19 protein-coding genes are annotated in these 20,403 nt (G+C 71.7%); 5 read left to right on the forward strand and 14 right to left on the reverse strand.

Annotated elements, in window-relative coordinates; translation table 11 throughout:
- Nucleotides 1-1,162: IMP dehydrogenase (gene guaB / locus V7Q31_RS08660; protein WP_333833298.1), on the reverse strand; the 1,162-nt coding region annotated here is incomplete at its 3' end.
- 168 nt (nucleotides 1,163-1,330) lie between these two features.
- On the opposite strand from guaB, the gene V7Q31_RS08665 reads away from it, so the two are divergent.
- Both V7Q31_RS08665 and V7Q31_RS08670 read left to right on the forward strand, forming a co-directional pair.
- Nucleotides 1,331-2,542, forward strand: coding sequence for a biopolymer transporter ExbB (locus V7Q31_RS08665; protein ID WP_333833299.1), 1,212 nt, complete (start codon nucleotides 1,331-1,333; stop codon nucleotides 2,540-2,542).
- A gap of 11 nt (nucleotides 2,543-2,553) precedes the next feature.
- Nucleotides 2,554-4,203: a peptidoglycan -binding protein gene (locus V7Q31_RS08670; RefSeq protein ID WP_333833300.1), complete on the forward strand. Its 1,650-nt coding sequence runs from the start codon at nucleotides 2,554-2,556 to the stop codon at nucleotides 4,201-4,203.
- A gap of 21 nt (nucleotides 4,204-4,224) precedes the next feature.
- Here the strand turns inward: V7Q31_RS08670 and V7Q31_RS08675 are convergent, their stop codons facing one another.
- Nucleotides 4,225-5,484, reverse strand: a complete 1,260-nt coding sequence (locus tag V7Q31_RS08675) for an OmpP1/FadL family transporter (protein WP_333833301.1) — start codon at nucleotides 5,482-5,484, stop codon at nucleotides 4,225-4,227.
- A 767-nt stretch (nucleotides 5,485-6,251) separates the two neighbouring features.
- Between V7Q31_RS08675 and V7Q31_RS08680 the strand changes: the two genes are divergently transcribed.
- A complete protein-coding gene (locus tag V7Q31_RS08680) occupies nucleotides 6,252-6,743 on the forward strand; it encodes a cytochrome b (RefSeq protein WP_333833302.1) in 492 nt (163 codons plus the stop codon).
- Between the two features lie 5 nt (nucleotides 6,744-6,748).
- Here the strand turns inward: V7Q31_RS08680 and V7Q31_RS08685 are convergent, their stop codons facing one another.
- The 7 genes from V7Q31_RS08685 to V7Q31_RS08715 form a co-directional block, all read right to left on the reverse strand.
- The gene (locus V7Q31_RS08685; protein ID WP_333833303.1) at nucleotides 6,749-8,581 is read right to left on the reverse strand and encodes an ABC-F family ATP-binding cassette domain-containing protein; all 1,833 of its coding nucleotides are present in this window, start codon (nucleotides 8,579-8,581) and stop codon (nucleotides 6,749-6,751) included.
- Between the two features lie 55 nt (nucleotides 8,582-8,636).
- On the reverse strand, nucleotides 8,637-8,798 hold the full coding sequence (locus V7Q31_RS08690; protein WP_333833304.1) for a hypothetical protein: 162 nt from the start codon (nucleotides 8,796-8,798) through the stop codon (nucleotides 8,637-8,639).
- Between the two features lie 17 nt (nucleotides 8,799-8,815).
- Nucleotides 8,816-9,808, reverse strand: a complete 993-nt coding sequence (locus V7Q31_RS08695) for a hypothetical protein (protein WP_333833305.1) — start codon at nucleotides 9,806-9,808, stop codon at nucleotides 8,816-8,818.
- A 59-nt stretch (nucleotides 9,809-9,867) separates the two neighbouring features.
- Nucleotides 9,868-11,232 carry a methylenetetrahydrofolate--tRNA-(uracil(54)-C(5))-methyltransferase (FADH(2)-oxidizing) TrmFO gene (gene trmFO, locus V7Q31_RS08700; RefSeq protein ID WP_333833306.1) on the reverse strand — a complete coding sequence of 455 codons (1,365 nt, stop codon included), beginning with the start codon at nucleotides 11,230-11,232 and terminating at the stop codon, nucleotides 9,868-9,870.
- Nucleotides 11,233-11,254: 22 nt separating this feature from the next.
- Nucleotides 11,255-12,040, reverse strand: coding sequence for a TIGR02186 family protein (locus V7Q31_RS08705; protein ID WP_333833307.1), 786 nt, complete (start codon nucleotides 12,038-12,040; stop codon nucleotides 11,255-11,257).
- Nucleotides 12,037-12,951: a sulfite exporter TauE/SafE family protein gene (locus tag V7Q31_RS08710; RefSeq protein WP_333833308.1), complete on the reverse strand. Its 915-nt coding sequence runs from the start codon at nucleotides 12,949-12,951 to the stop codon at nucleotides 12,037-12,039. The genes V7Q31_RS08705 and V7Q31_RS08710 overlap by 4 nt, the downstream gene beginning before the upstream one ends.
- 90 nt (nucleotides 12,952-13,041) lie before the next feature.
- Nucleotides 13,042-14,118: a carbohydrate kinase family protein gene (locus V7Q31_RS08715; RefSeq protein ID WP_333833309.1), complete on the reverse strand. Its 1,077-nt coding sequence runs from the start codon at nucleotides 14,116-14,118 to the stop codon at nucleotides 13,042-13,044.
- A 278-nt stretch (nucleotides 14,119-14,396) separates the two neighbouring features.
- Here V7Q31_RS08715 and V7Q31_RS08720 point away from each other — a divergent pair, with 278 nt between their 5' ends.
- Nucleotides 14,397-15,443, forward strand: coding sequence for a hypothetical protein (locus tag V7Q31_RS08720; RefSeq protein ID WP_333833310.1), 1,047 nt, complete (start codon nucleotides 14,397-14,399; stop codon nucleotides 15,441-15,443).
- Between the two features lie 20 nt (nucleotides 15,444-15,463).
- Here V7Q31_RS08720 and V7Q31_RS08725 read toward each other — a convergent pair whose 3' ends face one another.
- The 3 genes from V7Q31_RS08725 to V7Q31_RS08735 all read right to left on the reverse strand — a co-directional run bounded on the left by V7Q31_RS08725 (nucleotide 15,464) and on the right by V7Q31_RS08735 (nucleotide 18,000).
- A complete protein-coding gene (locus tag V7Q31_RS08725; RefSeq protein ID WP_333833311.1) occupies nucleotides 15,464-16,072 on the reverse strand; it encodes a VUT family protein in 609 nt (202 codons plus the stop codon).
- Nucleotides 16,069-16,716 carry an HAD family hydrolase gene (locus V7Q31_RS08730; RefSeq protein ID WP_333833312.1) on the reverse strand — a complete coding sequence of 216 codons (648 nt, stop codon included), beginning with the start codon at nucleotides 16,714-16,716 and terminating at the stop codon, nucleotides 16,069-16,071. The genes V7Q31_RS08725 and V7Q31_RS08730 overlap by 4 nt, the downstream gene beginning before the upstream one ends.
- A gap of 93 nt (nucleotides 16,717-16,809) precedes the next feature.
- A complete protein-coding gene (locus tag V7Q31_RS08735; protein ID WP_333833313.1) occupies nucleotides 16,810-18,000 on the reverse strand; it encodes a deoxyguanosinetriphosphate triphosphohydrolase in 1,191 nt (396 codons plus the stop codon).
- An 83-nt stretch (nucleotides 18,001-18,083) separates the two neighbouring features.
- On the opposite strand from V7Q31_RS08735, the gene V7Q31_RS08740 reads away from it, so the two are divergent.
- On the forward strand, nucleotides 18,084-18,407 hold the full coding sequence (locus V7Q31_RS08740; protein ID WP_333833332.1) for a HesB/IscA family protein: 324 nt from the start codon (nucleotides 18,084-18,086) through the stop codon (nucleotides 18,405-18,407).
- Nucleotides 18,408-18,533: 126 nt separating this feature from the next.
- Here V7Q31_RS08740 and V7Q31_RS08745 read toward each other — a convergent pair whose 3' ends face one another.
- Together V7Q31_RS08745 and V7Q31_RS08750 are read right to left on the reverse strand one after the other, a co-directional pair.
- Nucleotides 18,534-19,244, reverse strand: a complete 711-nt coding sequence (locus V7Q31_RS08745) for an RlmE family RNA methyltransferase (protein WP_333833314.1) — start codon at nucleotides 19,242-19,244, stop codon at nucleotides 18,534-18,536.
- Nucleotides 19,245-19,255: 11 nt separating this feature from the next.
- Nucleotides 19,256-20,374, reverse strand: a complete 1,119-nt coding sequence (locus V7Q31_RS08750) for a Ppx/GppA phosphatase family protein (RefSeq protein WP_333833315.1) — start codon at nucleotides 20,372-20,374, stop codon at nucleotides 19,256-19,258.
- Nucleotides 20,375-20,403: the final 29 nt, after the last annotated feature.

Consider the following 20,403-nt stretch of genomic DNA (forward strand, 5'->3'; position numbering starts at 1 on the left):
CGCTGCCCATGCCGCGATAGGCCTTGTAGCTGCGGCCCTGATGCAGGAACACCTCCCCCGGCGCCTCGTCAGTGCCGGCGAGGATCGAGCCGACCATCGCGCATTGCGCGCCCGCCGCCAGCGCCTTCGCCAGATCGCCTGAGAACTTGATCCCGCCATCGGCGATGATCTGCGCGTCCGACCCTTCCGCCGCGCGGGCGCAATCCATGACGGCGGTGAGCTGCGGCATGCCGACGCCGGCCACGATGCGGGTCGTGCAGATCGAGCCGGGGCCGATTCCGACTTTCACCGCGTCCGCCCCGGCGCCGATCAGCGCGCGGGTCGCCTCGGCGGTGGCGACGTTGCCGGCGACGACCTGCACGAGATTGGAGAGCTTCTTGATCCGCTCGACCGCCTCGGCGACCGCCCGCGCATGGCCATGCGCCGTGTCGATCACCACGAGGTCGACGCCCGCGTCGATCAGCATCTCCGAGCGCGCGAAGCCCTTTTCCCCGACCGTCGAGGCGGCGGCGACGCGCAGCCGGCCCATCTCGTCCTTGCAGGCCTGCGGGTTGAGCACGGCCTTCTCGATGTCCTTGACCGTCAGCAGACCGGTGCAGCGCCCGATCTTGTCGATCACCAGCAGCTTCTCGATACGGCGGGCGTGCAGCAGCTTCTTGGCCTCGGCCAGATCGACCGGTTCGTGGACGATGGCGAGATTGTCGGCGGTCATCAGCTCCGAGACCGGGGTCGCCTCGTCCTCCGCGAAGCGCATGTCGCGGTTGGTGAGGATCCCGGCGAGCCGCCCGTCGCGCGCGACCACCGGGAAGCCCGTCACCCCGTAGCGGCGCTGCAGCGCGCGCGCGTCGGCCAGCGTCTCGTCGGGGCGCAGGGCGATGGGGTTGTGCACCACGGCGGACTCGAAGCGCTTGACGCGACGCACCTGTTCGGCCTGCTCCTCGGGGTCGAGATTGCGGTGCAGAACGCCTAAGCCCCCGGCCTGCGCCATCGCGATCGCCATGTCGGCCTCGGTCACCGTGTCCATCGCCGCCGACATCAGCGGGATGTTGAGCGCGATCGACTTCGTGACCTGGGTGCGCAGGTCGGCGTCGGCGGGCATCACCGAGGACGCCGCGGGTTCGAGCAGCACGTCGTCGAAGGTCAGCGCTTCGCGAATCTCCATCGCCGCGTCTCCCGCTCTGTGGGCCGGCGCCGCGCGCGCCGGCTGACGCGGCGCTTATTCCACCGTCCGGACCGGAGCGAAAGCCCCAGCCGGCGGAGCGGAAGCCTCGCATTGCAGCGCACGCGCAGCTAATGCTTCGCAAGGCGAGTGCGCGGAGGGCGATGCGGCATGGCGATGGCGGAAGGGACGGTCCGGCGCGGGCGCGGGCGGCGCGAGGTCGAGTTCTCGCAGCCGGTGCGCCAGATCGCGCTCATGGTCGCCGCGCTCGCCGCGGTGAGCGCGATCGGCTGGTTCCTCTACGACCCGATCCGCACGGTGTTCGAGGCGAACGCCTATCTCAACGGGCTGATCGCGGGCGTGTTCGTGATCGGCGTGCTCGCGACCTTCGTGTCGGCGCTGCGCCTCGTGGCGGCGGTGTCTTGGATCGAGGGCTTCGCCTCCAACCGCGTCGGCCATGAATTCGCCGAGCCGCCGACGCTGCTCGCCTCGCTGTCGGCGCTGCTGCGCGACGACCGCGCCCGCGCGGCCCTCGGCGCGAGCTCCGCCCGCACGATCCTCGACTCCATCGCGCTGCGTCTGGACGAGAGCCGCGACATCACGCGCTACATCGCCAGCCTGCTGATCTTCCTCGGGCTTCTGGGCACGTTCTGGGGTCTGTCGAACACGGTGCCGGCGGTGGTCGACACCATCCGCAGCCTCGCCCCGGACGAGGGCGGCGGCACTGCCGCGGACGCCTTCGACCGGCTGATGTCTGGGCTCGAAGACCAGCTCGGCGGGATGGGCACGGCGTTCGCTTCGTCGTTGCTGGGGCTCGCGGGGTCGCTGGTGGTGGGGCTGCTCGAACTCTTCGCGGGCCATGCGCAGAACCGCTTCTATCGCGAACTTGAGGAATGGCTCTCCTCGATCACCCGCATCGGCTATGGCGGCGACGGCGAGAGCGGCGGGCTCGGCGCGACGCTGGTCGAGCAGAACGCGCTGCAGATCGAGACGCTCGCCCGGCTCGCCGAGCGCGGCGACGAAAAACGGGCGGCCTTCGAGGCGCGGGTGGCCGAGCTGACCGAGGCGGTGTCGCGGCTGGCCGCGCAGACCGGGGCCGCGCATGCGCGGACGCAGGGCGACGACGGCGCGGCGGCGCAGCGTCAGATCGCGCTGCTGGAGCGCATCGCCGCGCGGCTGGAGCGCCCGGAGCCGCCGTCGGACGATTTCGAAGGCGACCCCGAAACCCGCGCCCGCATCCGCAACATCGACCGCCAGCTGCTGCGCCTGCTCGAGGAGATCGCTCAAGGCCGGCAGGACGCCGTCGCCGAGCTGCGGGCCGAACTGTCGCTGCTCGGGCGCGCGGTGGTCGAGCTCGCCGACCGCCTCGGCGCCCGGCGCTGAGGGGGCGCGCCATGGCGATCAGCCGCAGAGGCGACCGGCGCGGCCAGCAGATGGTCTGGCCCGGCTTCGTGGACGCGATGACGGCGCTGCTGCTGGTCGTTATGTTCGTGCTGTCGATCTTCATGATCGTCCAGTTCACCCTGCGCGAGAACCTCTCCGACACCGAGGAGCGCCTGCGCGACCTCGACGGCCAGCTCGCGGCGCTGTCCAACGTGCTCGCGCTCGAGCAGGCGCGCGGCGAGGATCTCGCAACCGAGATCGACCGCCTCGCTGCGTCGCTCGCCGGCGAACGCGCCGAGGCCGCCCGGCTCGACGCGCTGGCGCTCGCGCTCAGCGCCGAACGCGACGCGCTCGCCGCCCGCGCCGCCGCCCTCTCCGATGCTGCGCAGACGCTGGAAGCCGAGCGCGACTCGGCCCGCGCCGATCTGGCGGCGGCGCAGGAGACGTCGCAGAGCCGCGCGCGGGAACTGGCCCAGGCGCGCGCTCGCATCGGCGCGCTGGAGGCCGCGGAGACCCGCGCGATCTCCGAGCGAGAGGCGCTGCAGCTCGCGCTCGCCCGGTTGCGCGAGGAGATCGACGCCGAGGCCGAAGCCGCCCGCCGCGCCGCCGCCGAACGCGCCGCCCTCGAAGCACTCGCCGCCGAACTGCGCGCCGAGCGCGACGTGGCGCGGGACCGCGCCGAGGCGGGGACGGAGGCGCTCGACGACGCCGAGGCCGCCCGCCTCGCCGAAGCCGCCGCCGCCGAGGCGCTGCGCGCGCGGCTGGCGGACTCGCGCGCAGAGCTCGACGCGATGAGCCTGATCCTCGAGGAACAGCGCCGCCGCGCCGAGGAGACCTTGACCAAGCTCGCCGCCGCCGAGGCCGCCCGCCGCGACCTGACCCTCGAACGCGACGAAGCCCTGTCGGCCCGCGAGCGCGAGCGCGCTCTGCTTGCGATGGCGCAAGCGGCGCTGGCTGAGAGCGGCCAGGTCTCGACCAGGCAGGCGCGCGAGCTCGCGGCGCTGAACGCGCAGACCTCGGCGCTGCGCCGCCAGCTCGCCAGCCTGGAAGCGCAGCTCGACGCGGCGGAGGCCGCCGACGCCGACTCTCAGGTCGAGATCGCGGCGCTGGGCCAGCGTCTCAATCAGGCGCTGGCGCGCGAGGCGGCGCTCAAGCGGCGCGAAGCGGAGCTTCTCGCGCGCGAGGCCGAGCGGCTGCGCGCGGAGAACCGCGACCTCGCCGCCTACCGCTCGGAGTTCTTCGGGCGGATGCGCGAAATCCTCGCCGGGCGCGCCGACATCCGCGTCGTCGGCGACCGCTTCGTGTTCCAGTCCGAAGTGCTGTTCGACATCGGCTCCGCCGAACTCGGCGGCGCCGGCGAGGCGGAGCTGGGCCGGCTCGCCGCCGCGATCCGCGAAGTCGAACCCGAGATCCCCGAAGGCCTCGACTGGCTCCTGCGCGTGGACGGCCACACCGACGCGACCGGCCCGGCGGAGGTGAACTGGCGGCTGAGCCAGGAGCGCGCGCTGGCGGTCGTGCGCCATCTGATCGACGTCGAGGGCCTGCCCTCCAACCGCCTCTCGGCCAACGGCTTCGGCGAGTATCAGCCGGTCGATCCGGGAACCGGCCCCGCCGCCCTCGCGCGCAACCGCCGCATCGAGGTCAAGTTCACCGAACGGTGAGGCGCGCCGCCGTGGCTTCGGTCACCACCGATAGGTCACCCCGAGCGAGACCTCGTGCTGGTCCATCCGCAGATCGATCGGCTGCCCGCCAAAAGCGGGGTTCGAGCCGCTCACCGTCTCGCTGAAGGCGTGGGTGTAGCTGCCCGTCACCCCCCAACCGTCGCCCACCTCGTAGCTGAAACCGACCGACAGGTGCACCCGCGGCGTCGCCGGCGCGAGGGTGTTGAGCAGGACTTCGTCGTCGTCGGCGAACTGGGTGTTCCAGCTCGCCCCGGCGCGCAACGTCAGCGCATCGGTCGCCTCGTAGACCGCGGCGACCCGAAGCACGTCCATATCGTCCCAGCCGAAACCGGGCCCGTCGTCGGAGCCGAGCGGGTTTCCCGCGCCCAGCGCCGCGGCGTTTCCGCTGTTGGAGACCGAGGCGACGTCGCCGTAGAAAATGCGCTGCCATTCGACGGTCACCGTCAGCGGCAGGGTCGCCGGCGCCGGGCGGACGGCGAGGCCGAGCGTGACGATGGGCGGCACGTCGAAATCGCCCTGCTCGGCGAACAGCCCGGCGTAGTCGTCGAAAGGCGTCATCCACATCCGCGTCTGATAGGAGGCGCCGAGCGTCAGATGGTCGTTGGCGTCCCACAGCACGCCGATCTTCGCGCCGCCGCCATACGACATCTCGTGGCCGTTGTTGGTGAGATTGGCCGGGTCGGCGGAGAAGCCGGCGAAGGGTTCGAGCCCGCGCGCCTCGAAGCGCTGGATCGCGAGCACCGGCCCGCCGCCGACATGAAGACCCGGCGCCACTTCCCGCGCATAATTCAGCGCGACGAAGCCCTGCATCAGGTCCACGCCGAGAGGCGAAGACCCGCCGAAGAAATTGACATCGTACTCCGTGTTCAGGCCGCCATTGCCATAGGCGTAGACGCCGAAAGCCGAGCGCTCGTCGATCCGGAAATTGGCGCCGCCGCAAGGGATGAGAAAGAACTCGTTCTCGCTTTCGAATTTCCCGGTCGCAAGCGGGGCGGCGCCGCCGATGGTCACGTCGCGGCTCGGCGAGAAGAACGTGAAGCACAGCCCGGCGCTGTTGCCGAGCTTCGCTCCATGGGCGGGGTTCTGCGCGAGCCCGAGCACGCCGGAGCCGACCGCCACCCCAGCGCCGGCCATCCCCTTGGAGCCCCCGCCATAGCCGTTCGCGATGTATCCGTTCGTCGCAACCGCCGGTCCGGCTGCGAGCGCGAGCCATACCGCCGCCGCCGCGCCGAGCGCAGCCGGCCCATAAGTCCTTCGCATCGCGTCCGTCCCCCCGTCGGCGCGCTCTCCCATCGCTGGCGGGGAGCGCTGTGTTCTACACATCGCGGGAGGTAGTTTGGCGGAATTCGCGAAGCGCGACAGAGGGGCCCGCATGGTGCGTCGAATTGTCGTAATCCGACCCCCAGGACGACCGTTCCGACGTCGGCGAGCGGGAAGCGCCGGGACGAGCGGCTACTTGTCTGATTCATGGGGAGCCGACCTTGGGAGGGTTGGCGATGTCCACGAAGATGACGGAACGGGATCACCCCAGCTTTGCGGATGTGTCGCGCTCGGCGCGACCCCGGAGAGACGCATGGCGCGCGAACGGAGGAGTCCCGCGCCATGGGACTTCGGTCCAATCTGCATCGCCGGGACGACCGGTCGTCGCCGTGGCGCCGGCGTGCGGAGCGGGATGCGCGCAGCGGTCCGAAGGACTTCAACGCCCCGGCGCTGTCGAGTCCGCCGGCCAGCGTCTCGCGGTCGCGGCCCAGGCGACCGGCGGTCGCCGGGTGCGGGTCTGGCCCGATCCGCCGACCGAGCACCGCTTGACCGTCACCCCCCTTGCGACCCTCCGCCATTGGACAAGGCCGCGCCGTGAAATCCCGGCCGTCGTCGAACGATCGAAATGCTGCGCGAGAGCCGCGCGCGCGGCGAGGGGCCAGGACCGCGGGAGGCCTTCGCGAAGGGCGCCGATTGACCTGCGTCAATCCGTACGCCGCCCCCACGGCGTAGCCTGCGGGGATCGCCGCAATCCGGAGGCTCCGCCCATGTCCGCGCCCGTCGCTTATTCCCGCGACCAGATCCGGCTGCACTGGGCCGTCGTCGCCCTGATCGCCGCGCAATATCTGCTGCACCAGCCGATCACCGACCAGATGGCGGCGCTGCGCGCCAGCGCGCCGGCGCCCTTCGACCCCGCCGTCGCCCTGCACGTCTTCGCCGGCCTCGCGATCTTCGGACTCGCGCTCTGGCGGGCGTTCCTGCGCGTGTTCCGCGGCGCGCCGACGCCGACCAAGGCGGGACCCGGCTGGGCGCGCTGGACGACCCGGCGCAGCCACGACGCGATCTACGCCCTGCTTCTTGCGATCCCGCTGACGGGCGCGATCGGCTGGTTCCCGTCCTGGACGGACGCGGCCGCGCTGCATGTGGCGTTGCAGGACTGGCTTCTGGCGGTCGTGATCGCGCATCTGGCGCTGGTCGCCTACCACCATCTCGCGCTGCGCACGGGGCCGCTCGAGCGGATGCGCCGCCCGGAAGCCTGAGGCGCTCAGCCCTCCAGCGCCTCGCGCAACTCCTCGAGCGCGAGCCACTCGTCCTCCGCCGCCTCCAGCGCGGCGCGGCGGGAGGCGAGTTCGTCGCTGGCGCGCGCGAAGGCGGCGGCGTCGCGGGCGTAGAGCCCCGGATCGGCGAGGAACGCCTCCAGCTTGCCGATCTGCGCGCCGAGCCGGTCGATCTCGGCGGGCAGCAGATCTAGCCGGCGCGCCTGCGCGTAGCTCATCTTGCGCGCGATTCGGGCGGGCTTGGCGGGCTCGGGGCGCTGCGCGGGCTTCGTCGCGGTCTTGGCCGCAGGCCGCGCCTCGGGGGGCTGCGCGTCGCGCTTCTGGGCGAGATGGTCCGAATAGCCCCCGGCGTATTCAACCGCGCCTCCGCGCCCGTCGAGCGCCACCGTCGAGGTCGCCACCCGGTCGATGAAGTCGCGGTCGTGACTGACGATCAGGGCGGTGCCGTCGTAGTCGGCCAAGAGCTCCTGCAGAAGGTCGAGCGTCTCGACGTCGAGATCGTTGGTCGGCTCGTCGAGCACCAGAAGATTGCTCTCCTTCGCCATGATCTTGGCGAGCAGCAGCCGCGCCCGCTCGCCGCCCGACAGCGCCTTGACCGGGCCGCGCGCCTGCCGCTCGTCGAACAGGAACTCCTTGAGATAGGCGACGACGTGCCTCGGGCGCCCCCGCACCATGATCTGGTCGTTCTTGCCCGAGACCCCGAGCTCGGCGTCGCCGGTCAGCGTCTCCCAAAGGCTCGCCTCGGGGTCGAGCTGGGCGCGGTTCTGGTCGAACAGCGCGGGGCTGAGATTGGCGCCGAGCCGGACGCTCCCCGCATCGGGCGCGAGCCGCCCGGTCAGCAGCGAGATCAGCGTCGTCTTTCCCGCCCCGTTCGGCCCGATGAAGGCAACCCGGTCGCCCCGCAGCACCCGCATCGAGAAGCCGCGCACCACGTCGCGCCCGTCGAAGCTCTTCGAGACGCCCTTCGCCTCGATCACCAGCTTGCCCGACTGGGCGCCGCTGTCGAGCGCCATCGCCGCCGTTCCGGCGATCTGGACCTGCGCCCGCCGCTCCGCGCGCAGCGCCGCGAGACGGCGGACGCGCCCCTGATTGCGGGTGCGCCGCGCCGAGATGCCCTCGACCGCCCATTTCGCCTCGGCCTTGATGAGCCGGTCGAGCTTGTGGCGCTCGGCCTCCTCCTCCTCGATCAGCTTGTCGCGCCACGCCTCGAACTCCGAAAAGCCCCGGTCGAGGCGGCGCACCTTGCCGCGATCGACCCAGAGCGTCGACGTGGTCAGCGCCGCGAGCAGCGCGCGGTCGTGGCTGATCAGCGCGAAGCCCGCGCGGGTCTCGGCGAGATGCGCCTGAAGCCACTCGATCGCTGAGATGTCGAGATGGTTGGTCGGTTCGTCGAGCAGCATCAGCTCGGGGCTTTGCGCGATCAGCCGCGACAGCGCCGCCCGCCGCCGCTCGCCGCCCGAGGCGCCGTCAGGGGCCGCCCCGGCTTTCACCTCCAGCCCCTCCATCGCCATCTCCGCGCGCCAGCGCTCCTCGGGGGCGAGATCGGCGGCGGCGTAATCGCCGAGCGTGGCGAAGCCGCTCATGTCGGGGTCCTGCGGCAGATAGCCTATCCGCGCGCCGGGCCGGGCGAAGCGCGTCCCCGCATCCGGTTGCACGATCCCCGCCGCGATCTTGAGCAGCGTCGACTTGCCCGATCCGTTGCGCCCGACCACGCACAGTCTGTCGCCCTCGCCGACCGACAAGGAGGCTCCCGAAAACAGCGGATCACCCCCGAAACTCAGGGCGATGTCGGACAAAGTCAGGATCGGGGGGCGCGCCATGCGCAGGGCTTAGGGCCGCGCCCGCGACCCGTCAACGCCGCCCGCGCGCGCGGCGTCAGGCCTTCACCCACTGCCCGTTGACGCAGACGAGATCGCCGACCCGCGAGCCCTCGGGCACTTTGCGCCCGTCATACCAGCAATCGGCGGCGGCGGCGCCTGCGACGCCGTACAGGACGAGGGCGAGCAGGGCGAGCGCAGCGCGGACTTGGGGTCTCATTGAGGGTGATCCTCGTCTCAGGTGGGCGGAAGCACGAGCTTGGTGTAATCGGCCGGATGGACGGTGAAGGAGACGCGCAGGCCGCGCACCGGCAGGCTCCCGGGAGGCGCCCCCGCCGTCAACCGAGCGAAGGCCTCGGCGTCGAGGCCGAGCTGCGCGGCCTGTCCGCCGAGCAGTTCAGTCAGCCGGCGGAACGAGCCCGGGCACGACATCAGGTTCGGGTCCTGCACGATCAGCCCGGGAAAGATGGTCATCGCCGCGCTGTCGGGGTCGTCGACCGCGGCGTGGCGCAAGGTGATGCGGATGTTCTTGCCCGCCAGCGGACTGCCCGGGCAGACATAGACCAGCGAATGCCCGCCCGGCGAGCCCACGCCCGGCAGTCGCCGCACTTCGCCGGCGAAGTCGCGCGGCTGGAACAGGCCGCGGCGATCCACGCTCATCAGCACGATCTCGGCGAGCAGTTCCGACATCTCGCCGGTTTCGCTCTTGATGCTCTCAAGGTCCTCGAGCGCGCCGATCAGCCGCTTGTCGGCGCCGGCGAGCGTGCCGGGCAACGCGAACGGCCCTTTGAGGTCCCAGAGCATCTCGCGCAGCGACGCCGCGACCGCGGCGCCCTCCGCATCCTCAGGCTTGATCCGGCGCAGCGCATCGGCGAGCGCTTCGCTCGACAGCGAATGGAAGCCGAGCTGCGCGAGATCGCCGGTCGCTAGCACGGGGTCCTCGTCGAGGGCGCGCTGCACGATGCTCTCGAGACTGTCCCGGGCCGAGACCTCGACGCTCGCCCCGCCATCGCCGAAGGTCAGCTTGAACCCCTGCCCCGTCCCCTGCACCAGATAGACCACGCCGAGCACGCAGATCGCAGTGATCGCCGCGAGGCCGAGGCGCAGCACGTCCGACGCGCCCTTCGGGCCGCCCTTGTCCTCGCTCTTCGCGTCGCTCTTGGCGTCAGACCCCGATTGCTCCGCCATCGGCGCGCCCCCCTTGGCTCCGGTCGCGCCGACTGGCGCCACCGGCGGCTTCACGCGAACGGTAACACAACTTTTACGAATTTTCCAAAGCGCCTGCGCGCTCAGGCCGCTTCGCGCGCGCGCCCCAGCCATGCGTCGCAGGCGGCGAGGGCGCGCTCCGACATCGCCATCGCACGCGCCTGCTTGCGCGCCGCCTTGCGCCCTTTCGCACGCGCCTCGATTGGCGGGAACAGGCCGAAATTGACGTTCATCGGCTGGAAGGTCTCGGCCTCCGCTCCGCCCGTGACGTGCGCGAGCAGCGCGCCATGGGCGGTCTCGGGCGGCGGCGGGCAGGGCGCGCGCCCGAGCGCCTCGGCGGCGGCGAAGCGGCCCGCGAGAAGCCCCATCGCCGCGGACTCCACATAGCCCTCGACGCCGGTGATCTGGCCCGCGAAGCGCAAGCGCGGCTCCGCCTTCAGGCGCAGCAGCCCGTCGAGCAGCCGCGGCGCGTTCAGGAAGGTGTTGCGGTGGATGCCGCCGAGCCGCGCGAAACGGGCGCTCTCAAGACCGGGAATCATTCGAAGAACATCAGCTTGGGCAGCGTACTTCATTTTCGTCTGGAAGCCGACGATGTTGTAGAGCGTGCCCAGGGCGTTGTCGCGGCGCAGTTGCACCACCGCATGCGGCTTGACGGTCGGCGCATGCGGATTGGTCAGGCCGACCGGCTTCATCGGCCCGTGGCGCAGCGTCTCGCGCCCGCGCGCGGCCATCACCTCGATGGGCAGGCAGCCTTCGAAATAGGGCGCGTCGCGCTCCCACTCCTTGAACTCGGACACGGGGGCGGCGAGCAGCGCGTCGATGAAGGCCTCGTAGCAGTCGCGGTCCATCGGGCAATTGAGATAGGCGGTGCGGTCCGCCTCGGTCTCGCCCTTGTCGTAGCGGCTCTGGAACCACGCCCTGGAGAGATCGACGCTGTCGAAATGGACAATCGGCGCAATGGCGTCGAAGAAGGCGAGCGACGCTTCGCCGGTGCGCGCGCGGATCGCCTCGGCGAGACCGGGCGCCGTCAACGGACCCGTGGCGACGATCACCCGGTCCCAGTCCTGCGGCGGCCAGACCACCTCGCCGGGCGCGATGGTCACCTTGGGATGGGCGCGCAGCGCTTCGGTGACCGAGGCGGCGAAAGGGTCGCGGTCCACCGCCAGCGCCCCGCCCGCCGGCAGGCGGTGCCGGTCCGCCATCCCCATGATCAGCGAGCCTGCGCGCCGCATCTCCTCATGCAGCAGCCCCACCGCGTTGGTCGACGCGTCGTCGGAGCGGAAGGAGTTGGAGCAGACCATCTCGGCGCAGTCGCCGGTGCGGTGCGCCTCGGTGCCGCGTTCGGGGCGCATCTCGTGCAGCACCACATCGACGCCCGCCTGCGCCGCCTGCCAAGCGGCCTCCGAGCCGGCCATGCCGGCGCCGACGATGTGGATCGGGTCGCTCATCGGATCGCCTCCCCTTGCGCGTTCAGCGGGCGAGATAGCGGAACGCCTCCGACGCGGCGAGCCCCGCCAGAACCGCCACCGCGATCGAGACCAGCGCATAGACTGCCGGGCTGTTCTGGGCGAGGTCGAAGATCGCGCGCTCGATGCCCGCCTTGCGCACGTCGATCTGCGTCTCGAACATGTCGATCACCTCGCGGTCGCGGGTCAGGAACACGCTCGCGCGATAGCCGCCTTCGACGATGTTGGCCGGCAGCACGAAACTTGCGCGAAACAGCGTCCCCTCGACCAGATCGACCCCGCCGGGCTGCTGCGCGTAGAGCCCGCTCTCGCGCCGCAGCCGCACCACCGCCGCGAGAAACGACTCGCGCGCCTCGGCGGAGGACGCGGCGCCGACGAAGCGCAATGCGTGCTCGAGCGACACCCCATGGCGCAGATCGGCGGTGTGGCTGATCGTCTGGTGGAACGGCCCGGTGGAGGCGACGGCGAAGTAGCTCGGCGCGCTCTCGAGCCGCGCCTGCTCGACATTCGCCCAGATCCCTGCGACGCGGCCCTTGCGCCGCACCGTCACCGGTTCCGCGGGCCCGATCACCCGCACCACCACGCCCGGCGGCTCGGCGAGCGCCGGGGCCGTGCGCGCGATGGCGCCATAGACGAAGATCTCCGAGCCGTCGAAATCCGCGGTGATCGAGATGCGGTTCTGGCTGAGCGCGGCGACGACCCGCTCCGGCGGCTCCACCGACACCTGCGGCGCCTGCGCCTGCGCCGACGCCCCGAGCAGCAGCGCGAGCAGAAGAAGAACCCGCCTCATCGCATCCGCTCCGCCAGGGAATAGAGTTCCGATGGCTCCAGAACGAGATCGAGCGCGATCTTGAGGCAAACTGCGAGCACGAGCAACGCCAGCAGGATGCGCAGCTGCTCGCCGCGCAGCTTCGCCCCCATCCGCGCCCCGAGCTGCGCGCCGACCACGCCGCCCACAAGCAGCAGCACCGCCAGCACCATGTCCACCGTGCGGTTCTCGACCGCGTGCAGGACCGTCGCGACGCCGGTGACGAAGGTGATCTGGAACAGCGAGGTGCCGATCACGACGCTGGTCGGCATGCCCAGCAGATAGATCATCGCCGGCACCATGATGAAGCCGCCGCCCACGCCCATCACCGCCGACAGCAGCCCAACGGCGGCGCCGATGGCGAAAGGCGGGATCGCCGAGATGTAGAGCTTGGACTCGCGGAAGCGCATCTTCAGCGGAAGGCCCTGCGCCCAGCCATGCCCGCGCCGCGGCTTGCGCGCCGCCCCGGTCCGCGCCCGGCGCAGCGCCGACAGGCCCTCGACCAGCATCAGCCCGCCGACAACGCCGAGGAACACGACATAGCACAGCGCGACCAGCAGTTCGATCTGCCCGCGCGCCCGCACCGCCGAGAAGATCTCGACGCCGAGCGCCACGCCGAGCACGCCGCCCGCCGTCAGCACGAGCCCCATGCGCAGGTCGAGCGTGCGCCGCCGCCAATGCGCCATCGCGCCGGAGACCGAGGACGCGACCAGCTGGTTCGCCCCGGTCGCCACCGCCACCGCCGGCGGCACGCCGATGAAGATCAACAGCGGCGTGGTCAGAAACCCGCCGCCGACCCCGAACATCCCCGAAAGCACGCCGACGCTCCCGCCGATCCCCAGCAGGAGAAGGGCGTTGACGGACATCTCCGCGATGGGCAGGTAGATCTGCATCGGCGGCCCGCTCTGGACCCTCACAGAGCTACACCGGCAGACCGACCCGCGCCACCCTTTCGCGGCGGCGCCGCGCGCCGTTCCCCGCCGTCACAGCCCGCCGAACCAGCGCGCGGGCGGCAGGCCCGCCGCGCGGGCCTCGATCGTCGCGCGGTCGAGCAGCCCCTCGGTCGTGTCCACCACCGCGATCACCGAAGCCGCGTTCACCGCCGCCTGCGCCAGAGCCGCATCGGGCGGGATCTTCTCCACCAGCGCCGCCGCCAGCGTCGAAGTGAAGGCGTCGCCGGCGCCCGCCGTCCCCGCCACCTCCGCCGGCGCCGGGGCGCGCCAGACCAGCCCTTCGGGACAGCCGAGATAGGCCCCCTGCCCGCCATCCGTGACGACCACGTAACGCGGCCCACGCGCCATCATCGCCTTCATGAACGGGACCAGACCTAGATGGAACCCGCCGAAGGACAGGCCGCGCTTCAGCAGCTCCGGCGCATCCCGCGGGACCGGCCCGGAGGACGGCGCGTCGAGCGAGAGCGCAGGCGCCAGCGCCTCCGCCTCGACCCGGTTGACCGACAGCAGGTCCACATCCTCGAGCGCCCTGAGCACCATGGCGCCGCGGGCCGTCAGCTGCCGGATGCCGGGGTTGAGCGACACGAACGCCCCCGCCGCCTTGGCCGCGCGCGCGAAATCGGGGAGCGCTTCGGCCGAGCTGTTGGACAGCGGCGCTATGTGGACGAGATCGACGCCGGCGAACCCCTCCCCCGCATCCTCGATGGCGATGGTCGCGTTGGCGCCGCGATGCACGAAGATCGTCGCGTTGCGGTCGTGGCTGGCGATGATGGAGGAGACCCCCGTCGCCTCCTCAGGCACGTCGCGCAGCCGGTCGAGGCCCACCCCCTCCGCCTCCAGATGCTCGCGCACCGCCGCGCCGTTGAGGTCGTGGCCCGTGCGGCTCAGCGCCGAGACCTCCCAGCCGCCCCGCCGCGCGAGCGAGACGGCGGTGTTGCAGGCGCCGCCGCCCACATGGCTGACGATCGAGCGCGCGGGGATCTTGCGCCCGGCCTCCAGCCACAGGAAGGATTTGTGCTCGTTGACCAGCGTCATCTGCTCGATGAGTTCGGGATCGACGATGGTGATCACGTCGATGGTCGCCGAACCGATGGTGACTGCTTTCATGGCCGCTCCCGAAGGCAGGCGCAGGCGTTCGCTGCGCGGGCTCCCGCGGTCTTCGGGGTAGCCGCCGAAGCCCGCGCGCGCAAGCAGGCCAAAAGGAGGCGCCCCGCGCGGGCGCGCGAGATCGTGGGACGGGCGCACAAGCGCAACGGAGTGACCCGGATCGGGGCGGGATCAACCTTTCGGCAGCACATCCGGCGCTAATGTCCCGGCGCCAGCAGATGGAAGCTTTCGCAATGGAAATTTCCCAACAGCGCCAGACCCGGATTCACGAGACGACCGTGACTCAGGTGCTCGCGGAGAACCTCGCCTGCCACCCGTCGCTGATGCGATGGCTGACGCAACAGGTTCTGCCGGACCTGTCGGTCGATCTCTCCGGCGCGGCGACCCGGGTGGATTTCGCCAGCGCCGAGCCCGGCTCGGACCCCGACCCGGGCTGGGACCTCAAGGCGATCGGCGATTTCGGCGAGATCGACATCGCCTTTCTGATTTCGGTGCGTTTCGAGTACCGCGCCGCCGCCGCCCGCAAGGCGCGCGAGACCGCCAAGGCGCTCAGCGCGAGCGGCGAGGCGGCGATCGCGCTCGGCGTCTGGATCAGCGCCAAGGCCGAAATCGACCGGATGGCCGACGAGCCCGTGCATTGCGACCGGGCCGTCGGGCTCGAGAAGATCATCGACATGCTGGACGGCGAGGCGCGCTGCTCGGCCTATGAGCTTCAGCGCCGGCGCGAGTTCCAGATCGGCCTGTTGCGCGCCGCCCTGCGCAGCGCCGCCGACGCCGCCGAAGCGCCGGTGGCCCCGCGCGAGACCTTCCGCCGGCACTATCTCGACATGATCGCCGACGAGGCGCCGCTGCTCACGGTCGATTTCGCCCGCGAGCGCGTCGACGAAGATTTCGCGATGCTGGCCTTCGACGTGGCCGCCCTGCCCCGCTGGCCCTTCATGCCGACCGTGCGCCTCGCTCATCATGTGCGCGAGGGGTTCGCGAGCATCCTGATCCATGACTGGGGCGCCGACCTCGAAGGTCTCGCCGGCGTCATGGAGCCCGCGCTCGACGGCACGCCCTATTCGCTCGCGCTCGCGCCGAGCCGCCTGCCCGGCGGCAAGCCCGGCGTGCTGATCCTCGCCGAGACGCCGGTGCTCGACCCCGACCGACCTTTCGCCGCCCAGCGCCGCGACGCGCGGACCTGCATTCGCGCCATCGACGGGCTGCGCGGCTGGTTCGCCGCGCGCAAATCCGTGGTCAGCTACTGGTCCGACTTCATCGGCGGCGCCGAGGAGTCGCATGTGGGTCACTCGCGCGTGCGCCGCGGCTTCAAGCTCGGCTGATCCGTCGACGCCCGACCGCTTCAGCGCGCCGGCGCGGTCAGCGCGCGATACGGCCCCAGAGCGGCGAGCGCGATCGCCAGCTTGACGCCGAAATCGCCGAGCGCGAGGCTCACCCAGAAGGGCGCGTCCGGCCCGAAGCCCATCAGCGGCGCCGCGCCGACAGCCCAATCTTCGACCGGGCCGACGAAGGCCCCGCCCGCCGAGAAGGCGAGCCAGAAGAACAGCGCCGTGTCGACCGCCGAGCCCAGCGTCGAGGAGACCAGCGGCGCCCGCCACCACGACCCCGCCCGCAACTTGTCGAACACCGCCACGTCGAGGAGCTGCGCCGTCAGGAACGCCGCCCCGGACGCGACCGCGATGCGCGGCGTGGCCAGCCAGACCGACAGCGCCACCGCCAGCGCGAAGCCGACATAGACGACCCGCCGCGCCGCCTCCGGGCCGTAACGGCGGTTGACCAGATCGGTCGCGAGAAAGGCGAAGGGATAGGTGAACGCGCCCCAGGTCAGGAAATCCCCGACCGGATATTGCACGAGGACGTTCGAGGCGGCGACGATGGCCGCCATCGCGGCGATCCCCGCGAGCACGCCCCGCCGCTCTGGGCTCCGCCAGACGTCCCGCGTCCCGCTCATCCCGCGCCCTCCAGCGCCGCCGCCTGATCGGCGGGCAGCAACCCGACCTCCCCAAGCGCGCGCGCCAGCCCCGGCGCGCCCTCGAACAGATGCGCCGTCCAGCCCCGCGCCCGCGCCGCGGCGACATTGGGGGCGCTGTCGTCGGCGAAGAACAGTTCCCGCGGCGCGTGGCCCGTGCGCTGCTCGAGGATCTCGTAGATGCGCGGCTGCGGCTTGACGCAGCCCTCGCGCCCCGAGACCACGCAAAGGTCGAACTCGCGCAGGATCGGAAACATCTCTTCGGCGATGGGATAGGTCTCGGCGGCGAAATTGGTCAAACCGTAGACCGGCACGCCGCGCGCCTTGAGCGCGCGGAAGCAGGCGACCGAGCCCTCGAATTGCGGTCCGACCATGTCCGGCCAGCGCGTCCACCACGCCCGGATCAGCGAGGCGTCGCGCGGGTCCGCGGCTTTCGCCGCATCCTCCTCGACGCCGCGCGGCATGTCGCGCCCCGCATCGAAGGCGAGGTTCCATTCCGGCGGGCAGAGCTGCGTGAAGAACCGCTCCCGCTCCGCCGCGTCGGGGATAAGTTCGGCGTAGAGCCGCTCCGGGCGCCAGTCGAACAGCACCCGCCCTATGTCGAACACCATCGCCCTGACGGCCATGCCCAGCTCTCCCCGATCTCGCGCGGGATATGACCGCTCGCGCCTGCGAAGGCAAGCCGAAGCCGCCCGAAGATCACGCCCAGCGCAGGCCGGTCACGCCCGCGCCAGCGGATCGGTCAGCACGCGATGCTCCTCCAGCGCGAAGCGGTCGGTCATGCCGGCGATGTAGTCCGACGCGACCCGCGCGCGGCCCGGCTCATCCGCCGCCGCCAGCGCCGCGCGCGACCAGTCGGGCGGCATCAGCGCAGGCGCCTCCATGAAGATCGCGAAAAGCTCGGCCACCACTTTCGCGGCCTTCGCCCGCATCCGCGCCACCCGCCAGTGCCGGTACATCCGCTGCATGAGAAAGCCGTGGATCGCGGCGATGTCGGCCCGCATCTCCGCCGAAAAGGCGACCACGGGCCGGCCCAGCGCGCGAACCTCGGCCGCCGAGCCGGGGGCCGCCTCGGCCAGCAGGCGGCGGCTCTCGGCCAGCGCGTCCTCGACCATCGCGCCGAACACCCGCCGCAGGGCCTCGTGCTGCACGCGGATCGGGTCGAGCCCCGGCCAGAGCTCCTCCACCTCCTCGAAGGCGGCGCCGACCAGCGGCAGGGTCCGCGCCTCCTCGGCGGTGAACAGCCCCGCCCGGAGCCCGTCCTCGAGATCGTGATTGTTGTAGGCGACGTCGTCGGAGAGCGCGGCGACCTGCGCCTCAGGGCCGGCATGGGTGGCGAGTTCCAGATCGTGCCCGGCGCAGTATTCGGCGATGGCGTAGGGCAGCGGCGCCGCGCTCGGCAGGAGCGGGCCGTTGTGCTTGGCGATGCCCTCCAGCGTCTCCCAGCTCAGGTTCAGGCCGTCGAAGGCGGCGTAGCGCCGCTCCAGACGGGTGACGATCTTCAGCGCCTGCGCGTTGTGGTCGAAGCCGCCGAAAGGGGCCATGCAGGCGGCGAGCGCGTCCTCGCCGGTATGGCCGAAGGGGGTGTGGCCGAGATCATGCGCCAGAGCCACCGCTTCGGCCAGCTCCTCGTCCAGACCCAGCGCCTTGGCGAGCGTGCGGGCGATCTGGGCGACTTCGATCGAATGGGTGAGGCGCGTGCGATAGTGGTCGCCCTCGTGCTCGACGAAGACCTGCGTCTTGTGCTTGAGCCGGCGGAAGGCGCTGCAATGAATGATGCGGTCGCGGTCGCGCTGGAATGGCGAGCGGTGCGCCGAGCCCGGCTCGGCATGCAGCCGCCCGCGGGAGGCGGCGGGGTCGGTGGCGAAGGGCGCGGGGCCAGCGAGGCGGAGGGCGGGGCGATCGGTCATCGGCGGCTCGTCTTGGCGCTGCGCCCCGCAGGGCCTATGTTGGCGTGATACATGAATTCCCGTCGCGAGGGCGCCCCATGGACATCACCCTGCCGATCGACGTCACCGAGGCCGCGCTGCGCCGCATCGCCGAGATCTCCGAGGCCGAAGGCGCGCCCAAGGTGCTGCGCGTGGCCGTGCTCGGCGGCGGCTGCTCGGGCTTTCAGTACGAATTCGGGCTCGAGGACGCCCCGGCGCCTGAAGACACGGTGCTCGGCGGCGGCAAGGTGGTGATCGACCCCGACAGCCTGCCCTTCCTCTCGGGCTCGCGCATCGACTTCAAGGACGAGCTGATCGGCGCCCGCTTCGCCATCGACAATCCCAACGCCACGTCGAGCTGCGGCTGTGGGACCAGCTTCTCGATCTGACCGGTTGTTCGTGAAATGTTCTTGACTCGGAGACTGAGTCGGGCGCATTGAACCCGTGGCCGGCGGGCGCCGGGTGTTGCGTGGCGTGTTCTGGATGGGGCGCCGCGCCGGCCGACCCTCAACGGGTCACGCGTAGGTCTCTTCGGCGCGGAAACCCGAGGCGACCACATACATCTCGGCGCTGTCCTTGCGGCTGGCGGGAGGCTTGACATGGGCGACGGAGCGGAAGCGGCGTTTGAGCAGCGCCAGAAGCTGGTTCTCCGCCCCGCCCTGAAGCACCTTGGCGACGAAGGTCCCGCCCGGCGCCAGCACGTCGAAGGAGAAATGCGCCGCCGCCTCGCAAAGGGCGACGATGCGCAGATGGTCGGTCGCCCGATGGCCCGAGGACGGGGCCGCCATGTCCGACAGCACCACATCCGCCCCGCCGCCGAGCGCCACCTTGACCGCGTCGTCCGCCCCCTCTTCGAGAAAGTCGAGCAGCAGGATGTCGGCGCCGTTGACCGGCTCGGTCGGTTGGATGTCGGCGCCCAGCACGAAGCCGCGGGGCTTGCCGCTCTTCTCGCCCAGCGCATTGACCCGCTTGACCGCGACCTGCAACCAGCCGCCCGGCGCGCAGCCCAGATCGACCACGCGCGCGCCGGGAACCAGAAAACGCCGCGCGTCGTCGATCTCGGCGAGCTTGAAGGCGGCGCGCGAGCGGTAGCCCTCGCGCTTCGCTTTCTGAACGTAAGGGTCGTTCAACTGGCGCTGCAGCCAGAGCGTCGAGCTCAGCTTGCGCCCCTTCGCCGTCTTGACCCGCGTCTTGAGCGTGCGGGCGCCCTTTCCGTCCTGCGACATCGCCGCCCCGCTCAGTCGCGCAACGCGCGCGGCGCGCCGGCGCTTTCGCCGAGGAGCGCGTAGAGCATCCCCTCGCGCAGGCCGCGATCGGCGACGCGGAGCTTCTCGGCGGGCCAGAGCCCCATCACCGCGCTGAGGATCGCGGCGCCCGCGAGCAGCAGGATCGCCCGGTCCGGGCCGACGCTGGGGTGGCGCGCGCGACCGGCGTCGTCGAGCGCCGCGAGGTCGGCGATCACCCTGCGCGCGTCGTCGGTCGCCAGCCACAGCCCGTCCACCCGCGAGCGGTCGTAGCGGCGCAGGCCGAGATGAACGCCGGCGATGGTGGTGACGGTGCCTGAGGCGCCGATGATCTGCAGCGCGTCGTCGCGCCAGCCGGGGCGGCGCGGCGCGAAGGCGGCGATCTGCGCTTCGAAATAGGCGCGCATCGCCTCGAAGCGTCGGGGCCCCTCGGCGATGTGGGCGAAGCGGTCATGCAGCGTGGCGACGCCCGAGGGCGCCGAAATCCAGTCGACGATGTGGGCCGCGGCGGCGCGGGCGCGCGCGTCGGGCTCGAGCACGCCACGCCGCGCGGGCGCCAGCGCCATCAGCAGGCGCGGGCGCAGCCGGGCCGGCGTTCCGGAGAGATCGACCAGCACCAGTTCGGTCGATCCGCCGCCGATGTCGACCACCAGAAGCTGCTCGGCGCTTTCGTCGAGCAGCGGCGCGCAGCCCGCGACGGCGAGGCGCGATTCCTCCTCCGCCGTGATGACCTCGAGGCGCAGCCCGGTCTCGCGGCGCGCGCGCTCGATGAAGGCGCGGCCATTGGCGGCGCGCCGGCACGCCTCGGTGGCGACGGCGCGCATCCGCCGCACGCCGTGCCGGCGCAGCTTGTCGGCGCAGACCCCGAGCGCCTCGATGGCGCGGGTCATCGCATCCTCGGCCAGCGCGCCGTCGGCGTCGAGCTTCTCGCCGAGCTTCACAGCGCGGCTGTAGCTGTCGATCACATGGAAACCGTCGTCGCGCGGGCGGGCGATGAGCAGGCGGCAGTTGTTCGTGCCGAGATCGACCGCCCCGATCGGCGCCGCCCGGGGCGGTGCGGTGCGCGCGCGCCCGAGCGGCGCTTCGGGAGATGCTGCGGCGGGCCTGTCCATCAGACCCGATTAACCGACAACGCGATGCG

This window comes from Rubrimonas sp. (assembly GCF_036788415.1).
GTDB lineage: Bacteria > Pseudomonadota > Alphaproteobacteria > Rhodobacterales > Rhodobacteraceae > Rubrimonas.

Bases quoted from the DNA above. Each gene is read 5' to 3' on its own strand.
- V7Q31_RS08665 (WP_333833299.1), top strand. From the start codon at position 1,331: ATGGCGATGGCGGAAGGGACGGTCCGGCGCGGGCGCGGGCGGCGCGAG.
- V7Q31_RS08670 (WP_333833300.1), top strand. From the start codon at position 2,554: ATGGCGATCAGCCGCAGAGGCGACCGGCGCGGCCAGCAGATGGTCTGG.
- V7Q31_RS08675 (WP_333833301.1), bottom strand. From the start codon at position 5,484: ATGCGAAGGACTTATGGGCCGGCTGCGCTCGGCGCGGCGGCGGCGGTA.
- V7Q31_RS08680 (WP_333833302.1), top strand. From the start codon at position 6,252: ATGTCCGCGCCCGTCGCTTATTCCCGCGACCAGATCCGGCTGCACTGG.
- V7Q31_RS08685 (WP_333833303.1), bottom strand. From the start codon at position 8,581: ATGGCGCGCCCCCCGATCCTGACTTTGTCCGACATCGCCCTGAGTTTC.
- V7Q31_RS08690 (WP_333833304.1), bottom strand. From the start codon at position 8,798: ATGAGACCCCAAGTCCGCGCTGCGCTCGCCCTGCTCGCCCTCGTCCTG.
- trmFO (WP_333833306.1), bottom strand. From the start codon at position 11,232: ATGAGCGACCCGATCCACATCGTCGGCGCCGGCATGGCCGGCTCGGAG.
- V7Q31_RS08705 (WP_333833307.1), bottom strand. From the start codon at position 12,040: ATGAGGCGGGTTCTTCTTCTGCTCGCGCTGCTGCTCGGGGCGTCGGCG.
- V7Q31_RS08710 (WP_333833308.1), bottom strand. From the start codon at position 12,951: ATGCAGATCTACCTGCCCATCGCGGAGATGTCCGTCAACGCCCTTCTC.
- V7Q31_RS08715 (WP_333833309.1), bottom strand. From the start codon at position 14,118: ATGAAAGCAGTCACCATCGGTTCGGCGACCATCGACGTGATCACCATC.
- V7Q31_RS08725 (WP_333833311.1), bottom strand. From the start codon at position 16,072: ATGAGCGGGACGCGGGACGTCTGGCGGAGCCCAGAGCGGCGGGGCGTG.
- V7Q31_RS08730 (WP_333833312.1), bottom strand. From the start codon at position 16,716: ATGGCCGTCAGGGCGATGGTGTTCGACATAGGGCGGGTGCTGTTCGAC.
- V7Q31_RS08735 (WP_333833313.1), bottom strand. From the start codon at position 18,000: ATGACCGATCGCCCCGCCCTCCGCCTCGCTGGCCCCGCGCCCTTCGCC.
- V7Q31_RS08745 (WP_333833314.1), bottom strand. From the start codon at position 19,244: ATGTCGCAGGACGGAAAGGGCGCCCGCACGCTCAAGACGCGGGTCAAG.
- V7Q31_RS08750 (WP_333833315.1), bottom strand. From the start codon at position 20,374: ATGGACAGGCCCGCCGCAGCATCTCCCGAAGCGCCGCTCGGGCGCGCG.